We start from the raw sequence: 23,165 nt of genomic DNA, 5'->3' as shown, positions 1-23,165 counted from the left end.
ATGCTATAAATCAAAGCGCCCAGGGAGCAGCGATATTCGGCTTCACGGCAACGAAATCGGAGGCTCTTGAATTCTTGCGGACACCCGAAGCTTCGACAATATCGAATGCCGACTTGTCCGACAGCAACGCCTTCACGGTTTCCGCATTCAGCCGGTGGCCGCTGCGATAGGAGCGGAAGCAACCGATGAACGGCAGGCCTGCCAAGGCCAGATCGCCAACGGCATCGAGCGTCTTGTGACGGACGAACTCGTCCTTGAAACGCAAACCACCGGGATTGATGACCGAATTATCGTCACCGATGACGAGCGAATTGTCGAGCGACGAACCAAGCGCATGGCCGGAAGCCCAGAGGCGCTCCACGTCCTTCATGAAACCGAAAGTGCGTGCGGTGGAAAGCTCCTTGCGAAAGGTTGCCTCATCCACATCGTCCGCGAATTTCTGCCGGCCGATCAGCGGGCACTCGAAGTCGATCTCGACCTCAAATCGCGTGCCGGCGAAGGGGCGAAACTCACCCCAGGAGCCGCCAGCCTCGACGCGGACCGTTTTCAAAATGCGGATAAAGCGGCGCTTCGCTTCCTGCGTGACGATACCCGCTTCATCGAAAGCCTCGATAAAACGCGCAGAGGTACCATCAAGAATGGGAACTTCAGGGCCATCGACTTCCACGACAAGGTTGTCAATCCCGAGAGCGGCGATTGCCGCCATGAGATGCTCCACCGTGTCGATCTTGGACTCTTTCGGCCCGAGAGACGTACAAAGGTCCGTCGCACCGATCTGCGAGACATGGGCGCGCACTTCGGGCGCCTTGCCCTTCAGGTCGGAGCGCTGGAATACGATGCCGGTGTCGGCATCCGCCGGGAAGAATGTCGCCGAAGCAGGAGCTCCGCCATGAACGCCGACGCCTGAAAGCGTAACCGCACGACCAATTGTCTTTTGATAAGCGCTCAAGACAGTTCCAATCTGCTGAATATAATGAGTGCAGGTCGCCCAAAAGGAATTTCAACGACCGATTTCGCAATTCTTGGGTCTATATGGATAGATATAGCTAAAATTGCGACAGGAAATACGCAAGGGTGTACAAAACTCCGCCGCCCGAACCATACCCGTTTCGATCAAGATAATAATTCGCGCGGCCTGAACAAAATCACGCTTTCTTACGAACGTGCTGTTTCTGTTTACAGAAACGAAAAGCCGCGGAGTTACCCGCGGCTTTCATATTCATTGCCAGAAATGGCTCAGTTCGACTGGCGGCGCAGGAAGGCCGGGATTTCGAGCTGGTCTTCTTCCGAAGCTGCGCGCGGCTGCGGGCGGCCCTGATCGTCAAGCTGGCCGCGACGCGGTGCATAGATCGACGAATCCTGCTGTGGAGCGCGGCGTTCAGCCGGGCGCATGCCGGGTTCGCGGTGCTGAGCCGGTTCCAGACGGGCCGCAGGCTGATCGTCCTCACGACGCGACAGACCGTGGGTCAGACGCTTCAAGAGGCTCATCGGACCGCGCGGCTCTTCCTGTACAGGCTGCTGCGGAGCGCGACGGGCATTGATTTCAGCCTGTGCAACCGGCGGGAAATCCGAAACGGCTGGCATGCGCGGAGCAGGACGCGGTTCACGAACCGGCTGTTCATGCATCTGCGGCTGCTGATAGGCCGGCTGCTGCACGGCCTGTGCCTGATGGGCAGCCGGAGCCTGCGGCATCGGCGCACGGGCAACCGGAGCGCGTTCGAAGGATTCCGGTGCCGGAGCCTGGAAGATGCGGCTCTGCGGGCGGAATTCCGGCTCTGCCGAAGCGGCAGGTGCAGCCGGTGCGGCGGGAATTTCAGCTTCAGCAGACTGGATCGCCTGGGCAATCGGATCAACCTGACGCGGCTGTTCAACGACCGGAGGACGCAGTGCGCCATGCGGAGCCATCGGCTTTGCCTGTGCGGTCTGCTTTACCGGCTGGCGAAATTCCAGCGGCGCAGGCGCCGCGTCTCCTAACTGCTTATCAATACCGGTAGCGACGACAGACACGCGGATGACGCCTTCGAGGCCTTCGTCGAAGGTCGCGCCAAGAATGATGTTCGCATCCGGATCGACTTCTTCGCGAATACGCGTCGCGGCTTCGTCCACTTCGAACAGGGTCATGTCGCGACCGCCGGTGATCGAGATCAGGAGACCCTTCGCACCGCGCATCGAGGTTTCGTCGAGCAGCGGGTTGGCGATTGCAGCTTCGGCAGCAGCCATCGCGCGGCCTTCGCCGGACGCTTCGCCCGTACCCATCATTGCCTTGCCCATTTCGCGCATCACCGAGCGAACGTCGGCGAAGTCGAGATTGATCAGGCCTTCCTTGACCATCAGGTCGGTGATGCAGGCAACGCCCGAATAGAGCACCTGGTCAGCCATTGCGAAAGCATCGGCGAAGGTAGTCTTGTCATTGGCGATGCGGAAAAGATTCTGGTTCGGAATGACGATGAGCGTATCGACATTCTTCTGCAGTTCTTCGATGCCGAGATCGGCGGTCTTCATGCGGCGTGCGCCTTCGAAATGGAAAGGCTTGGTCACGACGCCGACGGTGAGAATACCGCGTTCACGAGCAGCACGCGCCACGACCGGAGCAGCACCGGTACCGGTGCCGCCGCCCATGCCTGCCGTCACGAAGCACATGTGGGTGCCGTTCAGATGATCGACGATTTCGTCGATGCATTCTTCAGCAGCCGCACGGCCAACCTCTGGCTGGGAACCAGCACCAAGACCCTCTGTAACGGCAGCGCCGAGCTGGATCATGCGTTCGGACTTCGACATCGTCAAAGCCTGAGCGTCGGTGTTGGCCACGACAAAATCCACGCCGCGCAAGCCGGCATTGATCATATTGTTGACCGCATTGCCACCGCCGCCGCCGACACCGAATACGGTGATGCGGGGCTTCAGCTCGGTGATATCCGGCTTTTGCAGATTGATAGTCATAGGTCCTTGTTCCTCTTAAGCCTTACCACCGCTTCGCCGCCGCGGTGTGGATTGGTTGTTACCCAGATGGTCACGCCCCAATAAGTCGACACGCTAATTCAACACGCTATTTCAACAGCTTACACAATACTGGATACTCAGAAACTCTCTTTCAGCCATTGGCTGACACGTTGAATGCGCCCACCCGTACCGGTCATGAGACCGGAGGAAGCCGCTTTCACCGACCGTTCTTCTATCCCGGCCACCTGCGGGTAAATCAGAAGTCCAACGGTCGCGGCGAAAGCCGCCCCCTTAGCCGCCTCAGGCAATCCCGCTATTCCTAGAGGACGCCCGATTCGTACATTTCTTGCAAGGATTCGTCTGGCAGCCTCCGGCATTCCCGGCAGCTGGCTTGCGCCCCCCGTCAGAACCACGCGCTTGCCGACGATATGTCCGAGGCCGGACTGGTTGAGTCTGTCGCGCACCAGTTCCAGCGTCTCTTCCACTCTCGCACGGATAATCCGCGTCAGTACCGAGCGCGGATATTGATTGGGTACATCACGCTCATCGTCACCGATCGGCGGAACCGAGATGAGGTCGCGGTCATCGGCAGCGCTTGGCAGCGCAGAGCCGTACATGACCTTGAGGCGTTCGGCGTCTTCCATACGGGTGGAGAAGCCGCGCGCCACATCCATCGTAACGTGCGTGCCGCCGATGGCCACTGCATCGGCGTGAATGAACTTGCCTTCGGAGAAGACGGAAATCGTCGTCGTGCCGCCGCCCATATCGATGCAGGCCGCGCCCATTTCAGCCTCGTCGCCGACCAGAGCCGCAAGACCGCTGGCATAAGGCGTTGCAACGATGGCTTCCACCGACAGATGGCAACGATTGATGCAAAGCTCCAGATTGCGCAGCGGCGCAGCATCGGCTGTCAGCACATGCATGTCGACACCGAGACTGTCGCCGAGCATTCCAAGCGGATCGCGAATGCCGCGCTCACCGTCGAGCGTATAGCCGACGGGCAGCGAATGGACGAGGTGACGTTCAGCGGCCAGCGCCTGCTTTGCGCCCGCCGCCAGAACGCGGCGAATATCCGTCTGCTCCACTTCATGGCCGCCCAGATTGACGCTTGCCGTGAAGGTTTCGCTCTTGAGGCGACCAGCGGAAATATTGACGATAAGGCTATCGACGGTCAGGCCGGCCATGCGCTCTGCGGCGTCGACCGCAAGACGGATCGACTGTTCAGCCGCATCCAGATCGATGATGACGCCCGACTTGACGCCGCGCGAACGCTGATGGCCGATGCCCAGCACTTCCATGCGGTGCGTGCGGCCTGGCAGCAGTGCGCCGCCCTCATGCGGACGCAACCTCGCGATGACGCAGGAAACCTTGCTCGACCCGACATCCAGAACCGTTAACAGGCGCACCTTGCGCCCTGCAGTCCCGCCTTGTGATGTCCCCTTGCCGCCCAGAATACTCATACGCGTTTCCCCGTGCGGGATAGTTCTTTTTTACGCTCTGCCAGAAATTTCTGGCGCTGCTCCATGCCGCTTGCCGTCAGCTGCACCGTCACGCGATCTTCGAGACGAAGATCGACCGCAGCGATATCGCGCGACAGAAGATGCTGCTCCTGATCAAGCTTCTCGACATGCGCCAGCGCCTTCAGCGGATCAGTCTCCGGAAGCATGATGCGCACGCCATTATCCAGAAGCAGGTCCCAGCGACGGTCGCCGACCCGGACGTAAGCGCGAACCTTTCCGGCCAGCGCCGGATAGGCGGCAATCTCATCGACGAAGCCCTTGACCTTTTTTTCTGCGCCTTCACCCACCACGAGAGGCAGCGAATTGTAACGGCCCGGACGAAACGGAACGATGGTGTCGCCCGCAGCGTCGATCAAGGACAGATCCTTGTCGTTCTGCCAGATGGCAAACGCCTTGCGCTCGCGCAGCGACACGAGAACGGTGCCGGGATAAACCTTGCGGACTTCCGCGCTTTCAACCCAGGGCAGCTTGTCGATGGACTGGCGTGCCTCTTCGGCGCTCAGGCCGACAAGGGACGTCTCGCCGTCGAGATCGAGCTGACCAAGAATATCGATGTCGGAGGTCTCGTTGTTGCCGACAACCTTCACATCCTCGATTGCAAAACCAAGCGTGGATGCTGTTGCCTTGACGACCTCGGGCGTATGACCGCCGACGGCCATGCCATAGAGACCGGTCGCACCGAGGAAGCCCAGCATACCGACGGTGCCAGCATGGCGCGGAATATTGACATTGCCCTGAAACAGGCGGACGGCAAAGCGGAACGGCTTGCGCAGGAAGCGGGGCAGGACAAAAGCGGCACCCATCGCACCCGATGCATCCCGCATCGAGCCCGAGCGCCCGTATCCGTCCGATTTTCCGTTCAACGCAAACAAGACGCGTCCTCCACCATCCAACTCAACAATTCACCGAAAGAGATACCAGCCGCTCTGGCGATATCAGGCACGAGCGAGGTGGAAGTCATCCCCGGCTGGGTATTGATTTCCAGCCAGATAACTTCGCCATCTTCGGAGAAACGATCATCGAAACGGAAGTCTGACCGGCTTACGCCCCGACACCCGATTGCCCGATGCGCCGTAAGGGCCATTGTTTGTATTTTTTGGTAAATATTTGGTAAAATTTTCGCCGGGCACACGTGAGTTGATGCGCCTGCAACATATTTTGAATCATAATCGTAGAACTGATGCCCGACGGGAATGATCTCGCACACGTCCATGGCGCGATCACCCATAACGGAACAGGTCAACTCGCGACCGGGAATGTATTTTTCGACCAGAACCTCAGCACCGTAATTCCACTCGGCAGAGCTGATGATTTGCGGCGGATGGGCCTGATCCTCCTTGACGATCACAACGCCAAAGCTGGAACCTTCACGCACCGGCTTGACCACGTAAGGCGGCTTCATCGGATGCTCGGCGCCGATCTCGAAACGATTGAGCAGAAGCGAAGGAGCAACGGCAACGCCAGCGGCGGCGGCAACCTTCTTGGCGCGATCCTTGTCCATGGCCAGCGCCGAAGCGAGAACGCCCGAATGCGTGTAGGGAATCTGGAGATATTCGAGAACGCCCTGGATAGCGCCATCCTCACCGAACGGCCCATGCAGCGCGTTGAAAACAACATCAGGCTTCAGCTCGGCAAGAACGGTGGCAACATTGCGATCCACGTCAATACGCGTCACGCGATAGCCGCACTCTTCGAGGGTCGCAGCACAAGACGCTCCGGAGGACAAGCTTACCGGACGCTCCGAAGAGAAACCGCCCATCAAAACGGCAACGTGCTTTCCCGTCATGTTAGCATCCCCTCTGCGCAATCCCCTGCGCATCAATTAAACAGAATCCGAGCAACCCAGCAGCACAGGCCGCAGGCACCCGCGGCAGGAAAATCCTGCCGAATCAAATCACTGTGTGGTTAACCCTAAAGAATCAGAGGATTGATTCCGTGACAAGACCCTATAGGAAGGGACGAACCTTACGTGTCGCTTGCGAAGGCAAAAAAGCCCGGAATATCAGGTAGAAAATCCGGGCAACTTTTTTATCAAAATTTTCCAAGAAACTCTTCAACCGGCTCGCCATCGCGGAACAAACCAAGACGTTTGATTTCCCAATGAAGGCGAATACCCGAATTTTCAAAAACTCGGGCGCGAACCGTTTCGCCCAAAGTCTCCAGATCATGCCCCGTTGCGGTGCCTGTATTGATCATGAAATTGCAGTGCATCTCTGACATTTGCGCGCCGCCGACCCGCAAACCGCGGCAGCCTGCCTTGTCGATTTCCTTCCAGGCCGATGTGCCTTCCGGATTCTTGAAGGTCGAACCGCCTGTCTTTTCGCGCACCGGCTGCACCGTCTCGCGGTGATGCTGCACCTCGTCCATGGCCTGCCTGATTGCGTCGCGCTCGCCCGCAATCCCCTCAAACAGGACGGAGGTAAAAATCAAGTCTGGCGAAGCCGAGGAATGCCGATAGGCGTAGCCCATATCCGTATTGGAAAGCACCTGCACCTCGCCCTTGCGGTCAAGCGCGCGCACTTCCACGACGCGCTCGCGCGTTTCCACGCCGTTCGCGCCCGCATTCATGCGCAGCGCGCCACCTATGCCGCCGGGGATGCCATGGTAGAAATGAAATCCGGCAAGCCCTGCATCCAGCGCCGCCGCAGCCACACGCTTGTCAGGCGTTGCCGCCCCTGCCCGCAATTGCGTGTCGGAAACCTGCTCGACTTCGCCGAAACCCTTGGCCGAGAGCCGCACGACAAAGCCGGGAACGCCGCCATCGCGCACCAAAAGGTTGGAGCCGATGCCCACAACGAGGATCGGAATCTCTTCGGGCACCGCCTTCAGAAAAGCGGAAAGGTCTTCCTCGTCAGCGGGCTGGAAAAGGACTTGCGCCGGTCCGCCAGCGCGAAACCAGGTAATCTTGTCCATGCCGGCATCCGCTGTCAGCCTGCCGCGCAGGCCCGACAACTTGCCGTCGAGCTTTTTCAGAAGCGTCTCGCCGCTTTCCATCTTACTTCTTGCCCTGTTCAGCCAGTTCTTTCGGCAATGCGTAGGCCCACTGCGTTATGTTGCCTGCACCGAGGCACACCACGAAGTCGCCCGGCTCCGCAATCGACGCGACCAATGGCGCCAGCGCCTCCGGGCCGTTCGCATAACGCGCATCGCGATGACCTGCGGTCTTGATGCGCGATACCAGTGTCTCGGAATTGACGCCTTCGATCGGGTCTTCGCCTGCCGTATAGACCGGCGCCACGATGACCGTATCGGCATCGTTGAAACATGCCGCAAATTCATCGAACAGGCTTGCCAGACGCGTGAAACGGTGCGGCTGGACGATGGCGATCACACGGCCTTTGGCGGCTTCACGGGCTGCTTTCAGCACCGCGCGGATTTCAACCGGGTGATGGCCATAATCATCGAATATCTCGACGCCGTTCCATGTGCCGGTATGGGTGAAGCGGCGCTTCACACCGCCGAAAGAGCCGAGACCACGACGAATATCGTCGGCGGAGATACCGAGTTCATGCGCAACCGCAATTGCCGCCGTCGCGTTAGATACGTTGTGCTGGCCCGGCATAGGCAGGCGCAGATCCTTGATCTCGGTCGCCTCGCCCTTGCGCGAGCGGATCACGACATCGAACAGGCTCGCAGCACCGTCCATGCGGTGATTGACGAAACGCACTTCCGCCTGCGGGTTCTGACCGTAGGTGATGATGCGGCGATCCTCGATGCGGCTCACCAGAGCCTGCACTTCCGGATGATCGAGGCACATCACGCCGAAACCATAGAATGGCACATTTTCCACGAACTGGCGGAAAGCGGCGCGCACGGCATCGAAATTGCCGTAGTGGTCGAGATGCTCCGGATCGATATTGGTGACAACCGCAATGTCGGCTGGCAGCTTCAGAAACGTGCCGTCGCTTTCGTCCGCTTCCACGACCATCCAGTCACCATCGCCCATGCGGGCATTGGTGCCATAGGCGTTAATGATGCCGCCATTGATGACGGTCGGATCGAGGTGCCCGGCATCTAGCAATGCCGCAACCATCGAGGTCGTGGTCGTCTTGCCGTGAGTTCCGCCAATCGCAACCGCATGCCGGAAGCGCATCAGTTCGGCCAGCATTTCCGCGCGGCGCACGATGGGGAGCAGTTTTTCGCGTGCGGCGATCAGTTCGGGATTGTTCTTCTTGATCGCGGTCGAAACGACGACGACTTCAGCATCGCCAATGTTTTCGGCCTTGTGGCCGACAAAGACCTCAATGCCTTTTTCGCGCAGGCGCTGCACATTGGCGCTGTCGGACTGGTCCGAGCCCTGTACCTTGTAGCCCAGATTATGCAGCACTTCGGCAATACCACTCATGCCGATGCCGCCAATTCCGATGAAATGGACGAGCCCGATATTCAGCGGCATTTTCATGGCCGAGTTCCTTCTTTGAATTCCTGAACAGATTTACCCGCTGCAATAGCCTCTGCCAGATCGGCAAGCAACCGCGCAGCATCCGGCTTGCCAACGCTTTTCGCAGCTTTTGCTTGTGCTTCGAGGCGCTGTGGCTCATTCATCGCAGCCTGGAGTATCCCCGCCAGGCGTTCCGGCGACAATTCCGACTGGCGAACGACCTCGCCGCCGCCCACTGCCGCGAGCGCTGCCGCATTCGCTGCCTGATCGTGATCCAGCGCATGCGGAAACGGCACCAGCATGGCCGGGCGACCGATGACCGTGATCTCGGAAACGGTGGAAGCCCCGGAACGTGAAATCACGAATTGGGCATCGGCCATGCGTGCCGGCATGTCGTTGAAGAACGGCGCCACGTCCGCCGGAATGCCAAGCTTCTTGTAAGCATCCCGCACCGCGGCTTCGTCTTCCTTGCGGGACTGCTGGGTGATCAGCAACCGCGCGCGATCTTTTTCCGGCAGCAAGGCCACGGCAGCGGGAATAGCGGTCGAAAAGAACTGCGCGCCCTGGCTGCCGCCAAAAACCAGCAGGCGAAAACGTTCTTCCGCCTTGACCGGCTTGTAAGGCGTTCCGGCTGCAACCAGCACAGGCGGACGCACCGGATTGCCGGTCGTGACCGTCTTCTCGGCATGGATGCCACCTGTTTCAGGCAAAAAGCCACCGGCGATGGCTTTCACCCGGCCCGCAAGGCCCTTATTGGCGCGGCCCATAACAGCGTTCTGCTCGTGGACCATGGTCGGAATGTTCATGTTGCTGGCGGCATAAAGCGGCGGCAGCGTCGGATAGCCGCCAAAGCCCGCAACCAGTTTTGGCTTCAGCCGACGGAACAATTTGCGGCAATCGAGATTGCCCTGCCACAGCGACCAGAACGTCTTCAGGAGCGCAATCGGGTTGCGTCCTGCGATCGTCGCCGAACGAATGACATGAACATGGTCTTCCGCGAAGGCGCCAGCGAAACGCTGCGCGCGCGCATCGGTCGCCAGATGGACGTCCCAACCGCGCGCCTTCAGTTCATGTGCCAGCGCTTCCGCCGGAAACAGATGGCCGCCCGTTCCCCCGGCGGCCAGTACGATTACGCCTTTCCCCATATTCCCCTCACAAAGCCGGAATGCGCCTGTTCACATCGGCGCCCATGCTGACCGTATGGGTCATGCGGGCTTCCGGACGGCGGCGTGTCAATGCCAGAAGAATGCCCATCGTGATGGCGATGGCGATGAGCGAGGATCCGCCATAAGAAATGAACGGCAGGGTCATGCCCTTTGCAGGCATAAGATGCAGGTTCACCGCCATGTTGATGATCGACTGGAAGCCGAACAGGATGACAATCCCCGAGACGGCCAGACGCGTAAACGCATCGCGTTCGCGCAGCGCGATGGAAAGGCCACGCACGACGATGAACGCGAACAGCAGCATGATGACCATGCACAGGATGATGCCGTATTCTTCCGCCGCGACCGAGAAAATGAAGTCGGTGTGGCTATCCGGAATGATGCGCTTCACGGTGCCTTCGCCCGGCCCCTGTCCAAACCAGCCACCGCGCAGGATCGCCTCGCGACCGGCATCGACCTGGAACGTGTCGCCCTCGCCCGTCATGAAGCGATTGATACGTCCGGCGACGTGATCGAACATGAAATAGGCCGAAATGCCGCCACAAACCGCAAGACCGCCAAGAACCAGAATCCAGAACATCGGCAGGCCCGCAAGGAAGAACATCGCGCCCCATGTGCCGGTGGTCAGCATCGTTTGACCAAGATCTGGCTGAAGCACGAGCAGGGCCGCAACGGTGCCGAACAGCAGCATGGCGAGAAAATTGCCGGGCATTTCGCCGCCGCGCTCACGTTCCGAGAACAGCCAGGCGCAAACCACCACGAAGGCGGGCTTCATGAATTCCGATGGCTGGATGGATATGCCCGCCAGGTTGACCCAGCGCCGAGCACCCTTCACTTCGATGCCGAAGAACAGTGCCGCGACCATCAGGACGAGCGAAATGCCGAGCAGGATCAGGGCAAAGCGCCTGATCTGGCGCGGCGAGAAAAACGACACGCCGATCATGACGACGACCGCCGGAAGCATGAAGAAAATCTGTCGTTCGACAAAATGAAAACTGTCCAGCCCGATGCGCGACGCGACGGCAGGACTTGCGGCGAATGACAACAAAATGCCAAGCCCCATCAGGGCCAGACATGCAGCGAGGAAGAAGCGGTCTATTGTCCACCACCAGTTGGCGACAGGACCGCGATCGACACGGCTTACCATCAGCTTTCCCCTCCTATCCGCTCGACACCCGGAAGTGCGAGAACAGCGCTGCGGAATGCATCGCCGCGTTTTTCAAAGTTCTGAAACTGGTCGAAGCTCGCGCAGGCAGGCGACAGCAGCACGACCGGCTCGGGAGCCGCATCGTTGCCGGCATCCCGGGCAGCGTGTTCAACGGCGACCGCAAGCGTGTCGGAAATTTCGAACGGCGCCGCATCGCCAAGCGTTGCCGCAAACTGCGCGGCGGCTTCGCCGATCAGATAGGCCTTGGCAATCCGTGGGAAGAACCCGGCCAGCGAAGCAATTCCCCCAGCTTTCGGCACGCCACCTGCAATCCAGTAGATGTTCTGCGGGAACGAAGACAATGCCGGAGCCGTCGCTTCCGCATTGGTCGCCTTGGAATCGTTGACGAACAGGACTTTCCCGCGATGTCCGACCTGTTCCATACGGTGAGCGAGGCCAGGAAAGCTTTTCAGACCGGCGTGGATTTCTTCAAGGCTCAGGCCCACGGACAGGCAGGCGGCAATCGCCGCAAGTGCATTCTGCGCATTATGCGCGCCGCGCAGCGAGCCGATACCTTCAAGAGAAGCGATTTCATCGACTTCTCCATCCTGTGCCCAGAGCAGTTTCGCACCGTCAGCAAAATAGCCCTTGCCGAGTTGTTTTTCCTTGGAAATCCGCACGACATGCACGCCGTCACGATAAAGCCGGTCGGCAATGGCTTCGCAATATTGATCGTCGACCCCGACAATGGCCGTGTCGCTTGCCGCGACCAACCGTTCCTTGATCGCCGCATAGTTTTCCATCGATCCATGACGGTCGAGATGGTCCGGTGTCAGATTGAGCAGGATGCCTGCGGTCGGGTTCAGCGAAGGCGCCAGATCGATCTGGTAGGATGAACATTCAACCACGTAAAAGCGGTTCGCCTGCGGCGGCTCTAGCGTGAGGATTGCTGTGCCGATATTGCCGCCGAGCTGCATGTCGCGACCGGAAGCCTTGATGATATGGGCGATCAGGGCGGTCGTCGTCGACTTGCCATTGGTGCCTGTAATGGCAATGAACGGGCAATCGGGAGCAATGTGGTTCCGCTCGCGAACGAACAGCTCCACGTCTCCGATAATCTCGACCCCGGCAGCATGAGCCAGATCGACGGTCCAGTGCGGCTTCGGATGGGTCAGCGGGACACCCGGCGAAAGCACGAAAGCCGCAAACTGCGACCAGTCCGCCTGCCGCAGGTCGCCCGTGGCAATGCCCGCGCTCTGTGCACGGGCAACGCTGTCGGGATTGTCGTCCCAGGCAATGACCTTTGCGCCTCCACCAAGAATGGCCTTGGCGGTCGCGATGCCCGACCCGCCCAGTCCGAAAAGGGCGACCGTCTTGTCCTTGAGGGCGGTGATCGGGATCATGGCACTTTACCGGAGCTTGAGGGTGGAAAGGCCGATCATCGCGAGAATGATCGCGACGATCCAGAAACGGATCACGACCTGGCTCTCGGTCCAGCCCTTCTTTTCGAAATGATGGTGGATCGGCGCCATCAGGAACACGCGCTTGCCGGTCAGTTTGAAGGACCCAACCTGAATGATGACGGAAAGCGCTTCCACGACAAACAGGCCGCCGATGATGGCGAGAACGATTTCGTGCTTTGTCGCAACGGCAACCGTACCCAGCATGCCACCAAGCGCAAGCGAACCCGTATCGCCCATGAAAATTGCGGCAGGCGGCGCATTGAACCAGAGGAAGCCGAGGCCCGCGCCGATGACGGCGCCCAGAACCACTGCAAGCTCACCCGTGCCGGGTACGAAATGAATCTGCAGGTAATCGGCAAAGATCGCATTGCCAGACAGGTAGGCGATGAAGCCGAAGGAGGCAGCGGCGACCATGACCGGCACGATTGCAAGCCCGTCGAGACCGTCGGTCAGGTTCACGGCATTGCCTGCGCCAACCATGACGAAAGCAGCAAACGGAATGAAGAACCAGCTCAGATTGATGACGAACTGCTTGGCAAACGGGAATGTCAGCGAGGACGAGAACGGCTCCTGCCCTGCCCGCATGATGATGAAAGCGGCGGCGGCGGCGATCAGGAATTCGATGCCAAGACGCGCCTTGCCGGAAAAGCCCTTGTCGGACTGCTTCGTCACCTTGAGATAATCGTCATAAAAGCCGATTGCGCCGAAACCCACGGTAACCAGCAGCACCACCCAGACATAGACGCTGGAGAGATTGGCCCAGAGCATGCACGACACAAGAATGCCGGTCATGATCATCAGACCGCCCATGGTCGGTGTACCGGCTTTCTTGAAGTGGGTCTGCGGGCCGTCGGCGCGGATCGGCTGGCCTTTCCCCTGACGCACCCGGAGCGAGTTGATGATCGACGGGCCGAACAGGAACACGATCAGCGCCGAAGTGATCATCGCGCCGCCGGTGCGGAAAGTAATGTAGCGGAACACATTGAGCGGTGTCATATGTTCGGCGAAGAAGGTGAGAAGCATCAACATTTAGAGAAAAATCCCTCAAATACCGCTTATTCCGCCGGTTCCACCGGCGGAAACTGGCTGATCAGCGCCTTGACGATTTTGGAAAAACCGATTCCCTTCGACGATTTCACCATGATGACATCGCCCGGACGGACAGTCTTGACCACCAGCGGCAACAATTCGTCGGTGCTCTGCCTGTACTCGGTATGAATTTCAACCGGCAAGGCATTTTTAAGCGCCGACATGTCCGGTCCACCGATAAAAAGCGCATTCACCTCGGCATCCACGATCGGACGCGCGAGATCGGCGTGGAGTTTTCCCGACTGACGCCCAAGCTCCAGCATATCCCCCAGCACCGCAATGCGACGGCCGCGCGAACCTTCCGGCGCCGTTGAATGCAAGAGCGACAGGGCTGCGCGCATCGAGGTTGGATTGGCATTATAGCTTTCGTCGATCAGCGTGAACGTGCCTTCGGGGTGCTGCAGCACATGGCGCGCGCCGCGACCGCCTTCCGCGGTGAGCGTCGCCATTGCCATCATCACCTTGGCGATATCCGCACCAACCAGATCGGCTGCGCCGAGGACGGCGAGCATATTTTGGACGATATGGCGGCCCGGCATGCCGACCTTGACCGCAGCTTCATGCGTACCAGCCTTCACCGTCATGCAGGAACAGGTGGGATGCAGCTTCACTTCGCGCAGGCGGTAATCGGAGCGTGCATTCTCGCCGAAGGTGACGATATGCTCGACGCCTGCCTTTTCAGCCAGTTCTTCCAGTTGCTTGAAACGCTTGTCGTCACGGTTGAGAAGTGCATAACCGCCCGGGACAATGCCTTCAAAAATCTCCGCCTTGGCGACGGCGATTTCCTCCAGATTGGCAAAATGACCAAGATGGGCAGGCGCAATCAGCGTAATCAGCGCCACATGCGGGCGCACCATCTTTACCAGCGGGCGGATTTCGTCATGATGGTTCATGCCGATTTCAAAGACGCCGTAATCCGTATCGGCAGGCATGCGCGCAAGCGTCAGCGGCACGCCCCAGTGATTGTTGAACGACGCCACCGAAGCATGAACCTTGCCGACTTCCGAAAGTACATGGCGCAGTGCTTCCTTGGTCGTGGTCTTGCCGACAGAACCCGTCACCGCGATGATCTGTGCCTTCGAGCGGGCGCGCGAAGCAATGCCAAGCTTGGTCAGGGCTTCAAGCACGTCCTCCACCACGATCATCGGCACCTTGGAATTGCCGAAAGCGGGCAGACGGTGTTCCGCCACCACGATCAGACCGGCACCGGCAGCCATGGCAGCGGTGACGAAATCATGGCCGTCGAATTGCTCGCCCTTGATGGCGAAGAACGCCTCACCTGGCTTCAGCGAGCGGCTGTCGATAGAGATGCCGGTTATGCCGCCGGGAAGGTTGCCGAATGGCCTTCCTTCCATGGCTTCGACCATATCGTCGGATTTCCAGAGCCACTCACTCATTCCGAGCGCTCCTCAAGACGGGCAGCCAGTGCTGCCGCAACTTCCGCATGATCCGAGAACGGCAGGGTGATGTTGCCGACGATCTGCCCTTCTTCATGACCCTTGCCTGCAACGACCAGCGTATCGCCCGGCTGCATCATCGACACGGCGGTGAAGATCGCCTCGCGGCGATCACCGATTTCCGTCGCACCGGGCGCTGCCGCCATGATTTCCGAGCGTATCTGTGCCGGAACCTCCGAACGCGGATTATCGTCCGTGACGATGGCCACATCGGCCAGACGCGACGCGATTTCGCCCATGATCGGGCGCTTGCCCTTGTCGCGGTCGCCGCCGCAACCGAAAACCACGATCACACGGCCCGTCGTGAACGGGCGTACCGAAGTCAGCACATTTTCCAGCGCTTCCGGCTTATGGGCGTAATCGACATAGGCCGGTGCGCCATCTTCCGTCGCGCCGACGAGGTCCAGCCGTCCCGGCGCCCCTTTCAGGAGCGCCAGTGCGCGCATTGCAGCCGCAGCCGGAACGCCCGTGACCACGGCAAGTCCTGCCGCCACCAGCGCATTAGCCACCTGAAAATCTCCGGCGAGCGGCAGCTCGATCTCGAAGATCTCGTCGCCGATGCGCACTTCGACATGCTGGCGGAAACGCTCATGCTCCACGCGCTTGAGAGCGATGAAATTGCCCTTGCGTCCGACCGTCTTGACGTCGCATCCAGCTAGCGTCGCCGCTTCGATGGCCTGCGCCGAAAAATGATCGTCGGAGAAGATGATGGCTGGCGCGCCCTTCGGCAGAAGCGTGTTGAAGAGACGCATCTTCGCGCCCAGATATTCCTCGATGGTCGCGTGATAATCCATATGATCGCGACCGAGATTGGTGAAGGCACCGGCAGCAAGCTTGACACCATCGAGACGGCGCTGGTCGAGACCATGAGACGAAGCTTCCATGGCGGCATGGGTGACGCCTTCGTCGGCAAGTTCGGCCAGCACGCGATGCAGCTCCACCGGATCGGGCGTGGTCAGCGAGTTATAGTCGCTGCGGGTCGGTGAGAAGACGCCGGTCGTGCCGATGTTGGCGGCGGGGAAACCGGCATACGCCCATATCTGACGGGTAAAGGATGCAACGGACGTCTTGCCGCTGGTGCCGGTGACCGCAACCATGACCTGCGGCTGCTTGCCATAGAACTGTGCCGCCGCAACTGCCAGGGCAAGACGCGGATCGTCGACATGAAGGACCGGCACACCCGCATCGGCAATGACCGTATCCTTGCCCGCAACGATGGCGCTGGCGCCGCGCTTGACGGCATCGGCGACAAAAGCCGCGCCATCAGCTTTCACACCCTTCAAGGCTGCGAAAAGAAAACCGCGTTCGACCTTGCGGGAGTCCGACGTGACACCGGTGATCTCCACCTCGCCGGCATTGCCGGAGGCCAGTTCCTTGAAAAGAGCGATTTCCTTCAGTTTCATGGTCATACCAAATCCAGATTCAGTTGTGCGCGTAACGCTGCAAAGGCTGTTTTATGCGAATCAGTCGTATTCGTTGGAAACCATTGCTGGCGGCACATCCTGTTGAAAATCAGGCTTGCCGCTTAAATTGCTAACCATTGCTGGCTGGGCTTCGAGCTGGAAATCGGGCTTCACGCCGAGGAACGAAGCGGACCGGCGGATGATTTCCGAAACCATCGGCGCTGCGTTGAGACCTGCGGTTGCGCTGAATTTGCCTTCCTCCGGCTTCGGTTCGTCGATGATGGTCAGCACGACATAAGTCGGGTCATCCATCGGAAATGACGCCAGAAATGCGTTGAAGCGCACATCCTTCGAATAGCGCCCATGCACCACCTTTTCCGCCGTGCCGGTCTTGCCGCCGACGCGATAGCCCGGAACCGTCGCGCGCTTGCCGGAACCGCCCTGCGCAGTCGCGTTGAGGCGGTAGAGATAACGCATGTCGGCAGAAACCTGTGGATGGATGATCTGCTTGGCCACCTGATCGGCCTCGGCCTGCGTGCGCGTCAGGAATGTCGGCGGCATCAGCTTGCCGCCATTCATCAGCGCCGCAGCACCAACTGCCGTCTGCAACGGCGTCGTCATCATGCCGTGGCCGAACGAAATGGTCATCGAATGAACCTTCTTCCACACACGCGGCTCGACGGGGCGCGCCACTTCCGGCAGTTCCGTCTGCAAGCGGTCGAGAAGACCGATCTTTTTCAGGAACGCACGGTGGCCTTCGATGCCGACGGCATCGGCCTCGCGGCCCGAACCGATGTTGGACGAGAAGATGAAGACTTCCGGCAGCGTCAGCACACGGCCCTTGCCGTGGAAGTCACGGATGGTCTGGCGACCGAACACCAGCGGACGCGACGCATCAAGACGCGAGTTCAGGTTGAACTTGCCGGAATCGAGCGCCATCGCCGTGGTAAAGCTCTTGATGGTCGAGCCCATTTCATAGGTGCCTGCCGACATGCGGTTCAGGCGATCCTTGTCCAGCGCATGGACCGGATTGTTCGGGTCGAAATCCGGCACCGATGCCATGGCGATGACTTCGCCGGTCTTGACGTTCAGCACAACCGCACCGGCGGCAATCGCCCGATAGCGTTCCATGGCCTTGACCAGCACATCGCGCATGATGTGCTGCACGCGAATGTCAATGGAGAGACGCACCGGTTCCAGCGACTGCCCGGTCGCAAGACCTACGGAGCGCAGGTCGGTCAGGCCCTGGCTGTCGATATATTTCTCCATGCCCGCAATGCCCTGATTGTCGACATTGACGAGACCGAGGATGTGCGACGCGGTTGGGCCACCCGGATAGAAACGGCGCTTTTCCGTCCGGAAACCGATGCCCGGTACGCCGAGCGCCATGATCTGGCTCTGCTGGCGAGGCGTCAGCCCGCGCTTGACCCAGACGAAGCCCGCGCCGCTTTTCAGGCGCTTGTATGTCGCTTCCCAGTCGAGGTCCGGCAGCACGGTGGACAGCATTTCGATGGTTTCGTCAGGATCGACGATCTTGCGCGGTTCGGCATAGAGCGACGCCGTCTTGATATCGGTAGCGAGAATTTCGCCGTTCCGGTCGAGGATATCCGGGCGCGATGCCAGCTGCTGGACAGCCGGGCCAGCATTATCCTCGTTTTCGCCGCCGATGACGCCGAAATAGATGAGCTTTCCACCCATCACGCCATAGATGCCGACAAAACAGGCGATGGCCATCCACAGGCGATTGCGCGCGCGGTTGCCGTGTTTCTTGCGCGAGCCGACAAACGCCATGTTGCCGGCCAGCTTTTCATCGCCAACCGGCTCAACACCGTTACCTGCCTGCATGTTCTTTTTTCTGAAAGGTCTCAGCCGCATGATCAGTGCCTCGTCCCGCTATTCTTGACGCTGCCGGTCGTGATGGCATCCTTTTCAAGCACGCCGCTTGCCAACAGTTCGTCGCTGCCGGAGATGATCTTCTGGATATCATCCACCGGGCGTTCCGGAATTTCGTTGACGCCAAGGAGAAGCTGTTCGGCTTCGATCGGCTGGAGATTGAGTTCCTTTTCATAGACGCCCACGAGGCTCTGCAAGCGGCCCGGCTGGTTCATCAATGCCCAGTCGGCGCGCAGGAGCGTGATGGTGTCCTTCTCGGAGTCGATCTGCCGCTTCAGCTTGGCGATTACCGCGATCTGTTTTTCCGCGTCATATTTGATCGTGTAGGTGACGGTCGCCGCCACCAGCATCGCCGCTATCATGATGATGTCGAAAGTACGCAGCACTCGTTTAACTCCGGGCCAGTTCGTTCGTCTCGGGCAGTTTGGGCAACCCGAAAAGCGATAGATCGTCTTCCAGTGGCGGATTTTCCGTCCTTGTTCCGGCGCGCAGCTTCGCCGAGCGCGCACGCGGATTTCGTTCTTCTTCCTCAGCCGTCGGGCCGACCGCACCCTTGATCGCCGGCGTAAAGCTCGCGAGACGAACATGCGTTTCCGGTAGATGGCGCGATCCGGCACTACCGCCCGCCCGGTCCGCGAAGTAACGCTTCACCATGCGGTCTTCGAGCGAATGGAAGGTCACGACAACCAGCCGTCCGCCCGGTTTCAGGATGCGCTCGGCAGCAAGCAGCGCCCGCGCCAGTTCGCCCAACTCGTCGTTCACATAGACACGCAGCGCCTGAAACACCCGCGTGGCCGGATGAATGCGATCCTTCGGGTTGCGACCGACCAGCGTTTCGATGGCATTGGCAAGATCGAGCGTGCGCGTGAAAGGCTGCGCCGTGCGGCGCTTGTCGATCATGCGCGCAATGCGGCCCGCATGGCGTTCCTCGCCCAGGAAATTGAAGATACGAGCCAGATCGCCGGTCTTGAGACGGTTGACCACATCGGCAGCGCTCGGCCCTTTTTTCGACATGCGCATGTCGAGCGGACCGTCCTTCTGGAAGGAGAAGCCGCGCTCGGCCTCATCGATCTGCATCGACGACACGCCAATATCGAGCACAACGCCGTCCACCTTGCTGCCCGCTCCCTTCACTGTCGAGACCGCGTCATCCAGGGCAGAGAACCGGGACTCGACCAGATTGAGCCTGCCCGGAAACTGTTTTTCCATCACCCGCCCGGCTTCGATTGCGGTCGGATCGCGGTCAATCGCGATCACGTCCGCACCCGCTTCGAGTATGCGGCGCGTGTAACCACCCGCGCCGAATGTCCCATCGACGATCACCGCGCCAGCTACGGGCTTCAGGGCATCGATCACTTCGGCAATCAGCACCGGAACGTGACGGACTTCAGCCCCACCGGCTTGAGAATTGTCTCCGCCGAGGCTTGCCATCATTCCGATCCTTTCCCGGGTACGCAGCCCGTTAGCTAAAGCGCATTGCGCTTGAGAGCATCTTCCCGCTTTCGGGAGACATGCCTGAGTGTTGCCTTTGGATTCCGCCCATTTGCCGTCGACTTGAGGGCATGACGGATTCGTTCGTCAGTTATCGGATATTAAGCTTAATGAAGCGTTATCCTTTGGATGGGCTTCGCGCCGGAACCCGCTCAGCCTCGGAACTTTCAACAGAGATTTTTTGGAGAGCAGTTTCGCGGCATCGACCGAAAACCGGAGCGCGTTTCACTCAACGCATCACCTCCGGCCCACACGCTATGCATCACAAGCTTATGATTTGTGATGCCCTGCCCCCTGTTGACGTCTCCGCGTCCTTGCCGTATTTAATGCAAATAGTTTGCAACTGCATTACGACATCAAGGCGTTTATAATGGCTCCATATGGAGAAAATTCGTCCGGCGCTGGCGAAGTTACATTTGAAGGCTGGCGGCGCGATCGCGGTGAAGCATCCATGTCCGATGTCCACCGTTCGATCAGGGTCAATCGCTCCGGCTCGAAGTTTCGTCGCGCGCTGTCCTTTTTCGGCCCGGGATATCTGGTAGCTGTTGGCTATATGGACCCCGGCAACTGGGCAACCTCGCTGGCTGGCGGCTCCCGCTTCGGCTATACGCTGCTTTCCGTCGTTCTGCTGTCCAACCTTATGGCCGTGCTCCTGCAGGCGCTTTGCACTCGCCTTGCAGTCGCGACGGGCCGCGATCTGGCGCAGGCCTGCCGGGATGCCTATCCGCGTTTTCTCGCCTGGCCGCTCTGGTTTCTGGCGGAACTTGCAATCTGCGCCACCGACCTTGCCGAAGTCATCGGCACAGCCATCGGCCTCAACCTCCTGTTCGGCATTCCGCTGGAAATCGGCGTCATCATCACCGCAGCCGACGTGCTTCTGGTGCTATATCTCCAGAACAAGGGATTCCGCCGCGTCGAGGCGCTTATCATCACGCTGCTTGGCGTGATCGCGCTCTGTTTCCTCATTCAGATTTTGATGGCGCAGCCGCAATGGGGCGAAGTCATCAAAGGCTTTGCACCCACGACCGAGATCATCCGCAATCCGGACATGCTCTATATTGCGCTTGGCATCATCGGCGCGACGGTGATGCCGCATAACCTCTATCTGCATTCCGGTATCATCCAGACGCGCGACTACGGCCATACGAGCGCTGAAAAGCGCGAGGCCATACGCTTTGCGACATGGGATTCCACCATTGCTCTGACATTCGCGCTGCTCGTCAATGCGTCGATCCTGATCCTGGCTGCTGCGAGCTTCAACGCCACCGGCAATACCGCCGTCGAAGATCTGGACAAGGCACATGCTCTCCTGAACCCGCTGCTCGGCTCGGCCCTCGCGCCAACACTCTTTGCCATTGCGCTTCTGTGTTGCGGGCTGAACTCCACCATCACCGCGACCATGGCCGGGCAGATCGTCATGGAAGGCTTCATCGACATTCGCCTGAAGCCGTGGCTGCGCCGTGCGATCACCCGTTTCGTGGCCATCGTTCCGGCTGCCGTGGTGACGATCATGTATGGCTCTCAGGGAACGACCGAGCTTCTTATCCTGTCTCAGGTCGTGTTGAGCCTGCAACTGCCCTTTGCGATCATTCCGCTTGTCATGTTCACGGCGGAGAAAAAGAAGATGGGATCGCTTGTCGCTCCGCGCTGGGTCACGCTGCTTGCCGCCATCACCGCTGCAATCATCATCGTCCTGAACATGAAGCTGATTTACGACTTCCTGACCGGCGTGCCCATCTAAGGCCCGAAGTGCTTCAGAAGGGCGACTTTGCATTGCAGAGCCGCCCTTTCATTCATTTTACCGCAGCATTGCCGCCATCGGCATAAAGCGCTGTCCCCGCAACGAAACTGGACATGGGACCCGCTAGAAAAAGCGCAGCCTGCGCGATCTCTTCCGGCTGGGCGATCCGCTTCATCGCATGAAGACCGGCGGCCCACTCCTTGTGTTTTTCATCTCCGCCCATTGGCGTGTCCACACCGCCCGGCAGAAGCGCATTTGCCCGGATACCACGGACGCCGTAATCGGCGGTTATGCCCTTCACCAGCCCCATGAGAGCCGCCTTCGAGGTTCCGTAAACCGACATGCCGGGTATGCCGACGCTCGTGCCGACAAATGTGGAGGTGAAGATGATTGAGCCGCCGCCCCGTTCGAGCATGAGGGGGATTTGCGATCTTGCTCCCAGAAATGCGGAAGTGAGATTACCCGCCAGTACCGCTTCCCAATCGCCGGGCGCGATTTCGGCAAGCGGCGCGATGGGACCGACGGTTCCGGCATTGTTGAAAGCAATATCGAGCCCGCCGAATTGATCTTTCGCCGCTGCCACCAGCGCCGCATGGGTCCGGGCTTCCGACACATCCCCGGCAACACAATGCGCCTTTCCGCCAAACGCCGCGATCTCCTGTGCAACGCGCTCAAGTCCCGCGAGTCCGCGCGCGTTCAGCACCAGCGACGCGCCCTCTCTTGCAAAGAGCAATGCGGCCGCACGTCCTATCCCGGACGACGCGCCGGTAATGATTGCAACCTTGTCCTTCAAGCTGGTCATAGTGAACCTCCATGATTTCGTGGAGGTCCCAATTAGAGCCTCGGCCGCAACGCAACTATCCGTTTCTTGCGTTGGAAGATCGAAACCGTCCTGGAGGAAATTGTCAGCCGGTCTGTAAGCCGGGTTCTGTATGGCCAGGCTTGCGCCCGACGTGGCAGCCATTCATCTGGGACGGATGTCGCCACCCGCCTCGTGCAACCCACCCGGACGGCTGATCCGGAAACCGATTGCCGGCCCTTGCGAACCGACGCGCCGTCCCTATTCGGTTTTGCTCCCGATGGGGTTTACCGTGCCGTCTGCATTGCTGCCGACGCGGTGGGCTCTTACCCCACCCTTTCACCTTACCCCGTCATCCCTGCCGTTTCGTCATTGCAACGGTACGGAAGACGGGGCGGTCTGCTTTCTGTGGCACTGTCCCTGGGGTCACCCCCGCCGGGCGTTACCCGGCATCGTGTTTCCATGGAGCCCGGACTTTCCTCACCTGCCGCCTTTCGGCATATGACAGGCGCGGCTGCCCGACCGACTGACACGGCGCATATAGCAACGATAGCGCGACAGTGAAACCGGATTTCGAAAAAATCTCGTCACAACAGAAAAGCCGACAGTGTTGCCACTGTCGGCTTTCCGTTCGCATCAGGCTGCCTGTACTCTACGCGACCGCTGACGCAAATC

General features: G+C 59.6%; 18 protein-coding genes and 1 other RNA gene. 1 reads left to right on the top strand and 18 read right to left on the bottom strand.

Going from position 1 to position 23,165, the window contains the following annotated elements:
- Positions 1-10: 10 nt before the first annotated feature.
- The 16 genes from lpxC to rsmH all read right to left on the bottom strand — a co-directional run bounded on the left by lpxC (position 11) and on the right by rsmH (position 19,893).
- Positions 11-949, bottom strand: coding sequence for a UDP-3-O-acyl-N-acetylglucosamine deacetylase (gene lpxC, locus ACS5UA_RS01305; RefSeq protein ID WP_021586877.1), 939 nt, complete (start codon positions 947-949; stop codon positions 11-13).
- A 287-nt stretch (positions 950-1,236) separates the two neighbouring features.
- Positions 1,237-2,940, bottom strand: a complete 1,704-nt coding sequence (gene ftsZ / locus ACS5UA_RS01300) for a cell division protein FtsZ (RefSeq protein ID WP_006467215.1) — start codon at positions 2,938-2,940, stop codon at positions 1,237-1,239.
- A gap of 137 nt (positions 2,941-3,077) precedes the next feature.
- Positions 3,078-4,400 carry a cell division protein FtsA gene (ftsA, locus tag ACS5UA_RS01295; protein WP_006467216.1) on the bottom strand — a complete coding sequence of 441 codons (1,323 nt, stop codon included), beginning with the start codon at positions 4,398-4,400 and terminating at the stop codon, positions 3,078-3,080.
- Positions 4,397-5,332: a cell division protein FtsQ/DivIB gene (locus ACS5UA_RS01290; RefSeq protein ID WP_025090505.1), complete on the bottom strand. Its 936-nt coding sequence runs from the start codon at positions 5,330-5,332 to the stop codon at positions 4,397-4,399. Before ACS5UA_RS01290 ends, ftsA begins: the two co-directional genes overlap by 4 nt.
- Positions 5,320-6,246: a D-alanine--D-alanine ligase gene (locus tag ACS5UA_RS01285; RefSeq protein WP_025090506.1), complete on the bottom strand. Its 927-nt coding sequence runs from the start codon at positions 6,244-6,246 to the stop codon at positions 5,320-5,322. The genes ACS5UA_RS01290 and ACS5UA_RS01285 overlap by 13 nt, the downstream gene beginning before the upstream one ends.
- Before the next feature lie 245 nt (positions 6,247-6,491).
- Positions 6,492-7,454 carry a UDP-N-acetylmuramate dehydrogenase gene (murB, locus tag ACS5UA_RS01280; protein WP_021586880.1) on the bottom strand — a complete coding sequence of 321 codons (963 nt, stop codon included), beginning with the start codon at positions 7,452-7,454 and terminating at the stop codon, positions 6,492-6,494.
- Position 7,455: 1 nt separating this feature from the next.
- Positions 7,456-8,862 (bottom strand): UDP-N-acetylmuramate--L-alanine ligase, encoded by a 1,407-nt coding sequence (gene murC / locus ACS5UA_RS01275; protein WP_006467220.1) that lies wholly within the window; start codon positions 8,860-8,862, stop codon positions 7,456-7,458.
- Entirely contained in the window at positions 8,859-9,986 is a 1,128-nt protein-coding gene (gene murG, locus ACS5UA_RS01270; RefSeq protein ID WP_021586881.1) for an undecaprenyldiphospho-muramoylpentapeptide beta-N-acetylglucosaminyltransferase, read from the bottom strand. Before murG ends, murC begins: the two co-directional genes overlap by 4 nt.
- A gap of 7 nt (positions 9,987-9,993) precedes the next feature.
- A complete protein-coding gene (gene ftsW, locus ACS5UA_RS01265; protein ID WP_006467222.1) occupies positions 9,994-11,154 on the bottom strand; it encodes a putative lipid II flippase FtsW in 1,161 nt (386 codons plus the stop codon).
- Positions 11,154-12,557 (bottom strand): UDP-N-acetylmuramoyl-L-alanine--D-glutamate ligase, encoded by a 1,404-nt coding sequence (gene murD / locus ACS5UA_RS01260; protein WP_021586882.1) that lies wholly within the window; start codon positions 12,555-12,557, stop codon positions 11,154-11,156. Before murD ends, ftsW begins: the two co-directional genes overlap by 1 nt.
- 6 nt (positions 12,558-12,563) lie before the next feature.
- Positions 12,564-13,646: a phospho-N-acetylmuramoyl-pentapeptide-transferase gene (mraY, locus tag ACS5UA_RS01255; RefSeq protein ID WP_006467224.1), complete on the bottom strand. Its 1,083-nt coding sequence runs from the start codon at positions 13,644-13,646 to the stop codon at positions 12,564-12,566.
- A gap of 26 nt (positions 13,647-13,672) precedes the next feature.
- Positions 13,673-15,103: a UDP-N-acetylmuramoylalanyl-D-glutamyl-2,6-diaminopimelate--D-alanyl-D-alanine ligase gene (locus ACS5UA_RS01250; RefSeq protein WP_006467225.1), complete on the bottom strand. Its 1,431-nt coding sequence runs from the start codon at positions 15,101-15,103 to the stop codon at positions 13,673-13,675.
- On the bottom strand, positions 15,100-16,572 hold the full coding sequence (locus ACS5UA_RS01245; RefSeq protein WP_021586884.1) for a UDP-N-acetylmuramoyl-L-alanyl-D-glutamate--2,6-diaminopimelate ligase: 1,473 nt from the start codon (positions 16,570-16,572) through the stop codon (positions 15,100-15,102). The genes ACS5UA_RS01250 and ACS5UA_RS01245 overlap by 4 nt, the downstream gene beginning before the upstream one ends.
- 54 nt (positions 16,573-16,626) lie before the next feature.
- Positions 16,627-18,441, bottom strand: coding sequence for a peptidoglycan D,D-transpeptidase FtsI family protein (locus ACS5UA_RS01240; protein ID WP_006467227.1), 1,815 nt, complete (start codon positions 18,439-18,441; stop codon positions 16,627-16,629).
- A 2-nt stretch (positions 18,442-18,443) separates the two neighbouring features.
- Positions 18,444-18,845: a cell division protein FtsL gene (ftsL, locus tag ACS5UA_RS01235; RefSeq protein ID WP_021586885.1), complete on the bottom strand. Its 402-nt coding sequence runs from the start codon at positions 18,843-18,845 to the stop codon at positions 18,444-18,446.
- A 4-nt stretch (positions 18,846-18,849) separates the two neighbouring features.
- Positions 18,850-19,893 carry a 16S rRNA (cytosine(1402)-N(4))-methyltransferase RsmH gene (gene rsmH / locus ACS5UA_RS01230; RefSeq protein ID WP_006467229.1) on the bottom strand — a complete coding sequence of 348 codons (1,044 nt, stop codon included), beginning with the start codon at positions 19,891-19,893 and terminating at the stop codon, positions 18,850-18,852.
- Positions 19,894-20,320: 427 nt separating this feature from the next.
- On the opposite strand from rsmH, the gene ACS5UA_RS01225 reads away from it, so the two are divergent.
- Positions 20,321-21,691, top strand: a complete 1,371-nt coding sequence (locus ACS5UA_RS01225) for an Nramp family divalent metal transporter (RefSeq protein WP_036592933.1) — start codon at positions 20,321-20,323, stop codon at positions 21,689-21,691.
- Positions 21,692-21,743: 52 nt separating this feature from the next.
- Here ACS5UA_RS01225 and ACS5UA_RS01220 read toward each other — a convergent pair whose 3' ends face one another.
- Positions 21,744-22,493, bottom strand: a complete 750-nt coding sequence (locus ACS5UA_RS01220; protein ID WP_021586887.1) for an SDR family oxidoreductase — start codon at positions 22,491-22,493, stop codon at positions 21,744-21,746.
- Positions 22,494-22,592: 99 nt separating this feature from the next.
- Positions 22,593-23,020: RNase P RNA component class A (gene rnpB / locus ACS5UA_RS01215), an RNA gene on the bottom strand.
- Positions 23,021-23,165: the final 145 nt, after the last annotated feature.

This window comes from Brucella sp. RRSP16 (assembly GCF_052246815.1).
GTDB lineage: Bacteria > Pseudomonadota > Alphaproteobacteria > Rhizobiales > Rhizobiaceae > Brucella > Brucella intermedia.
This window is presented reverse-complemented; position numbering and strand designations above follow the sequence as displayed.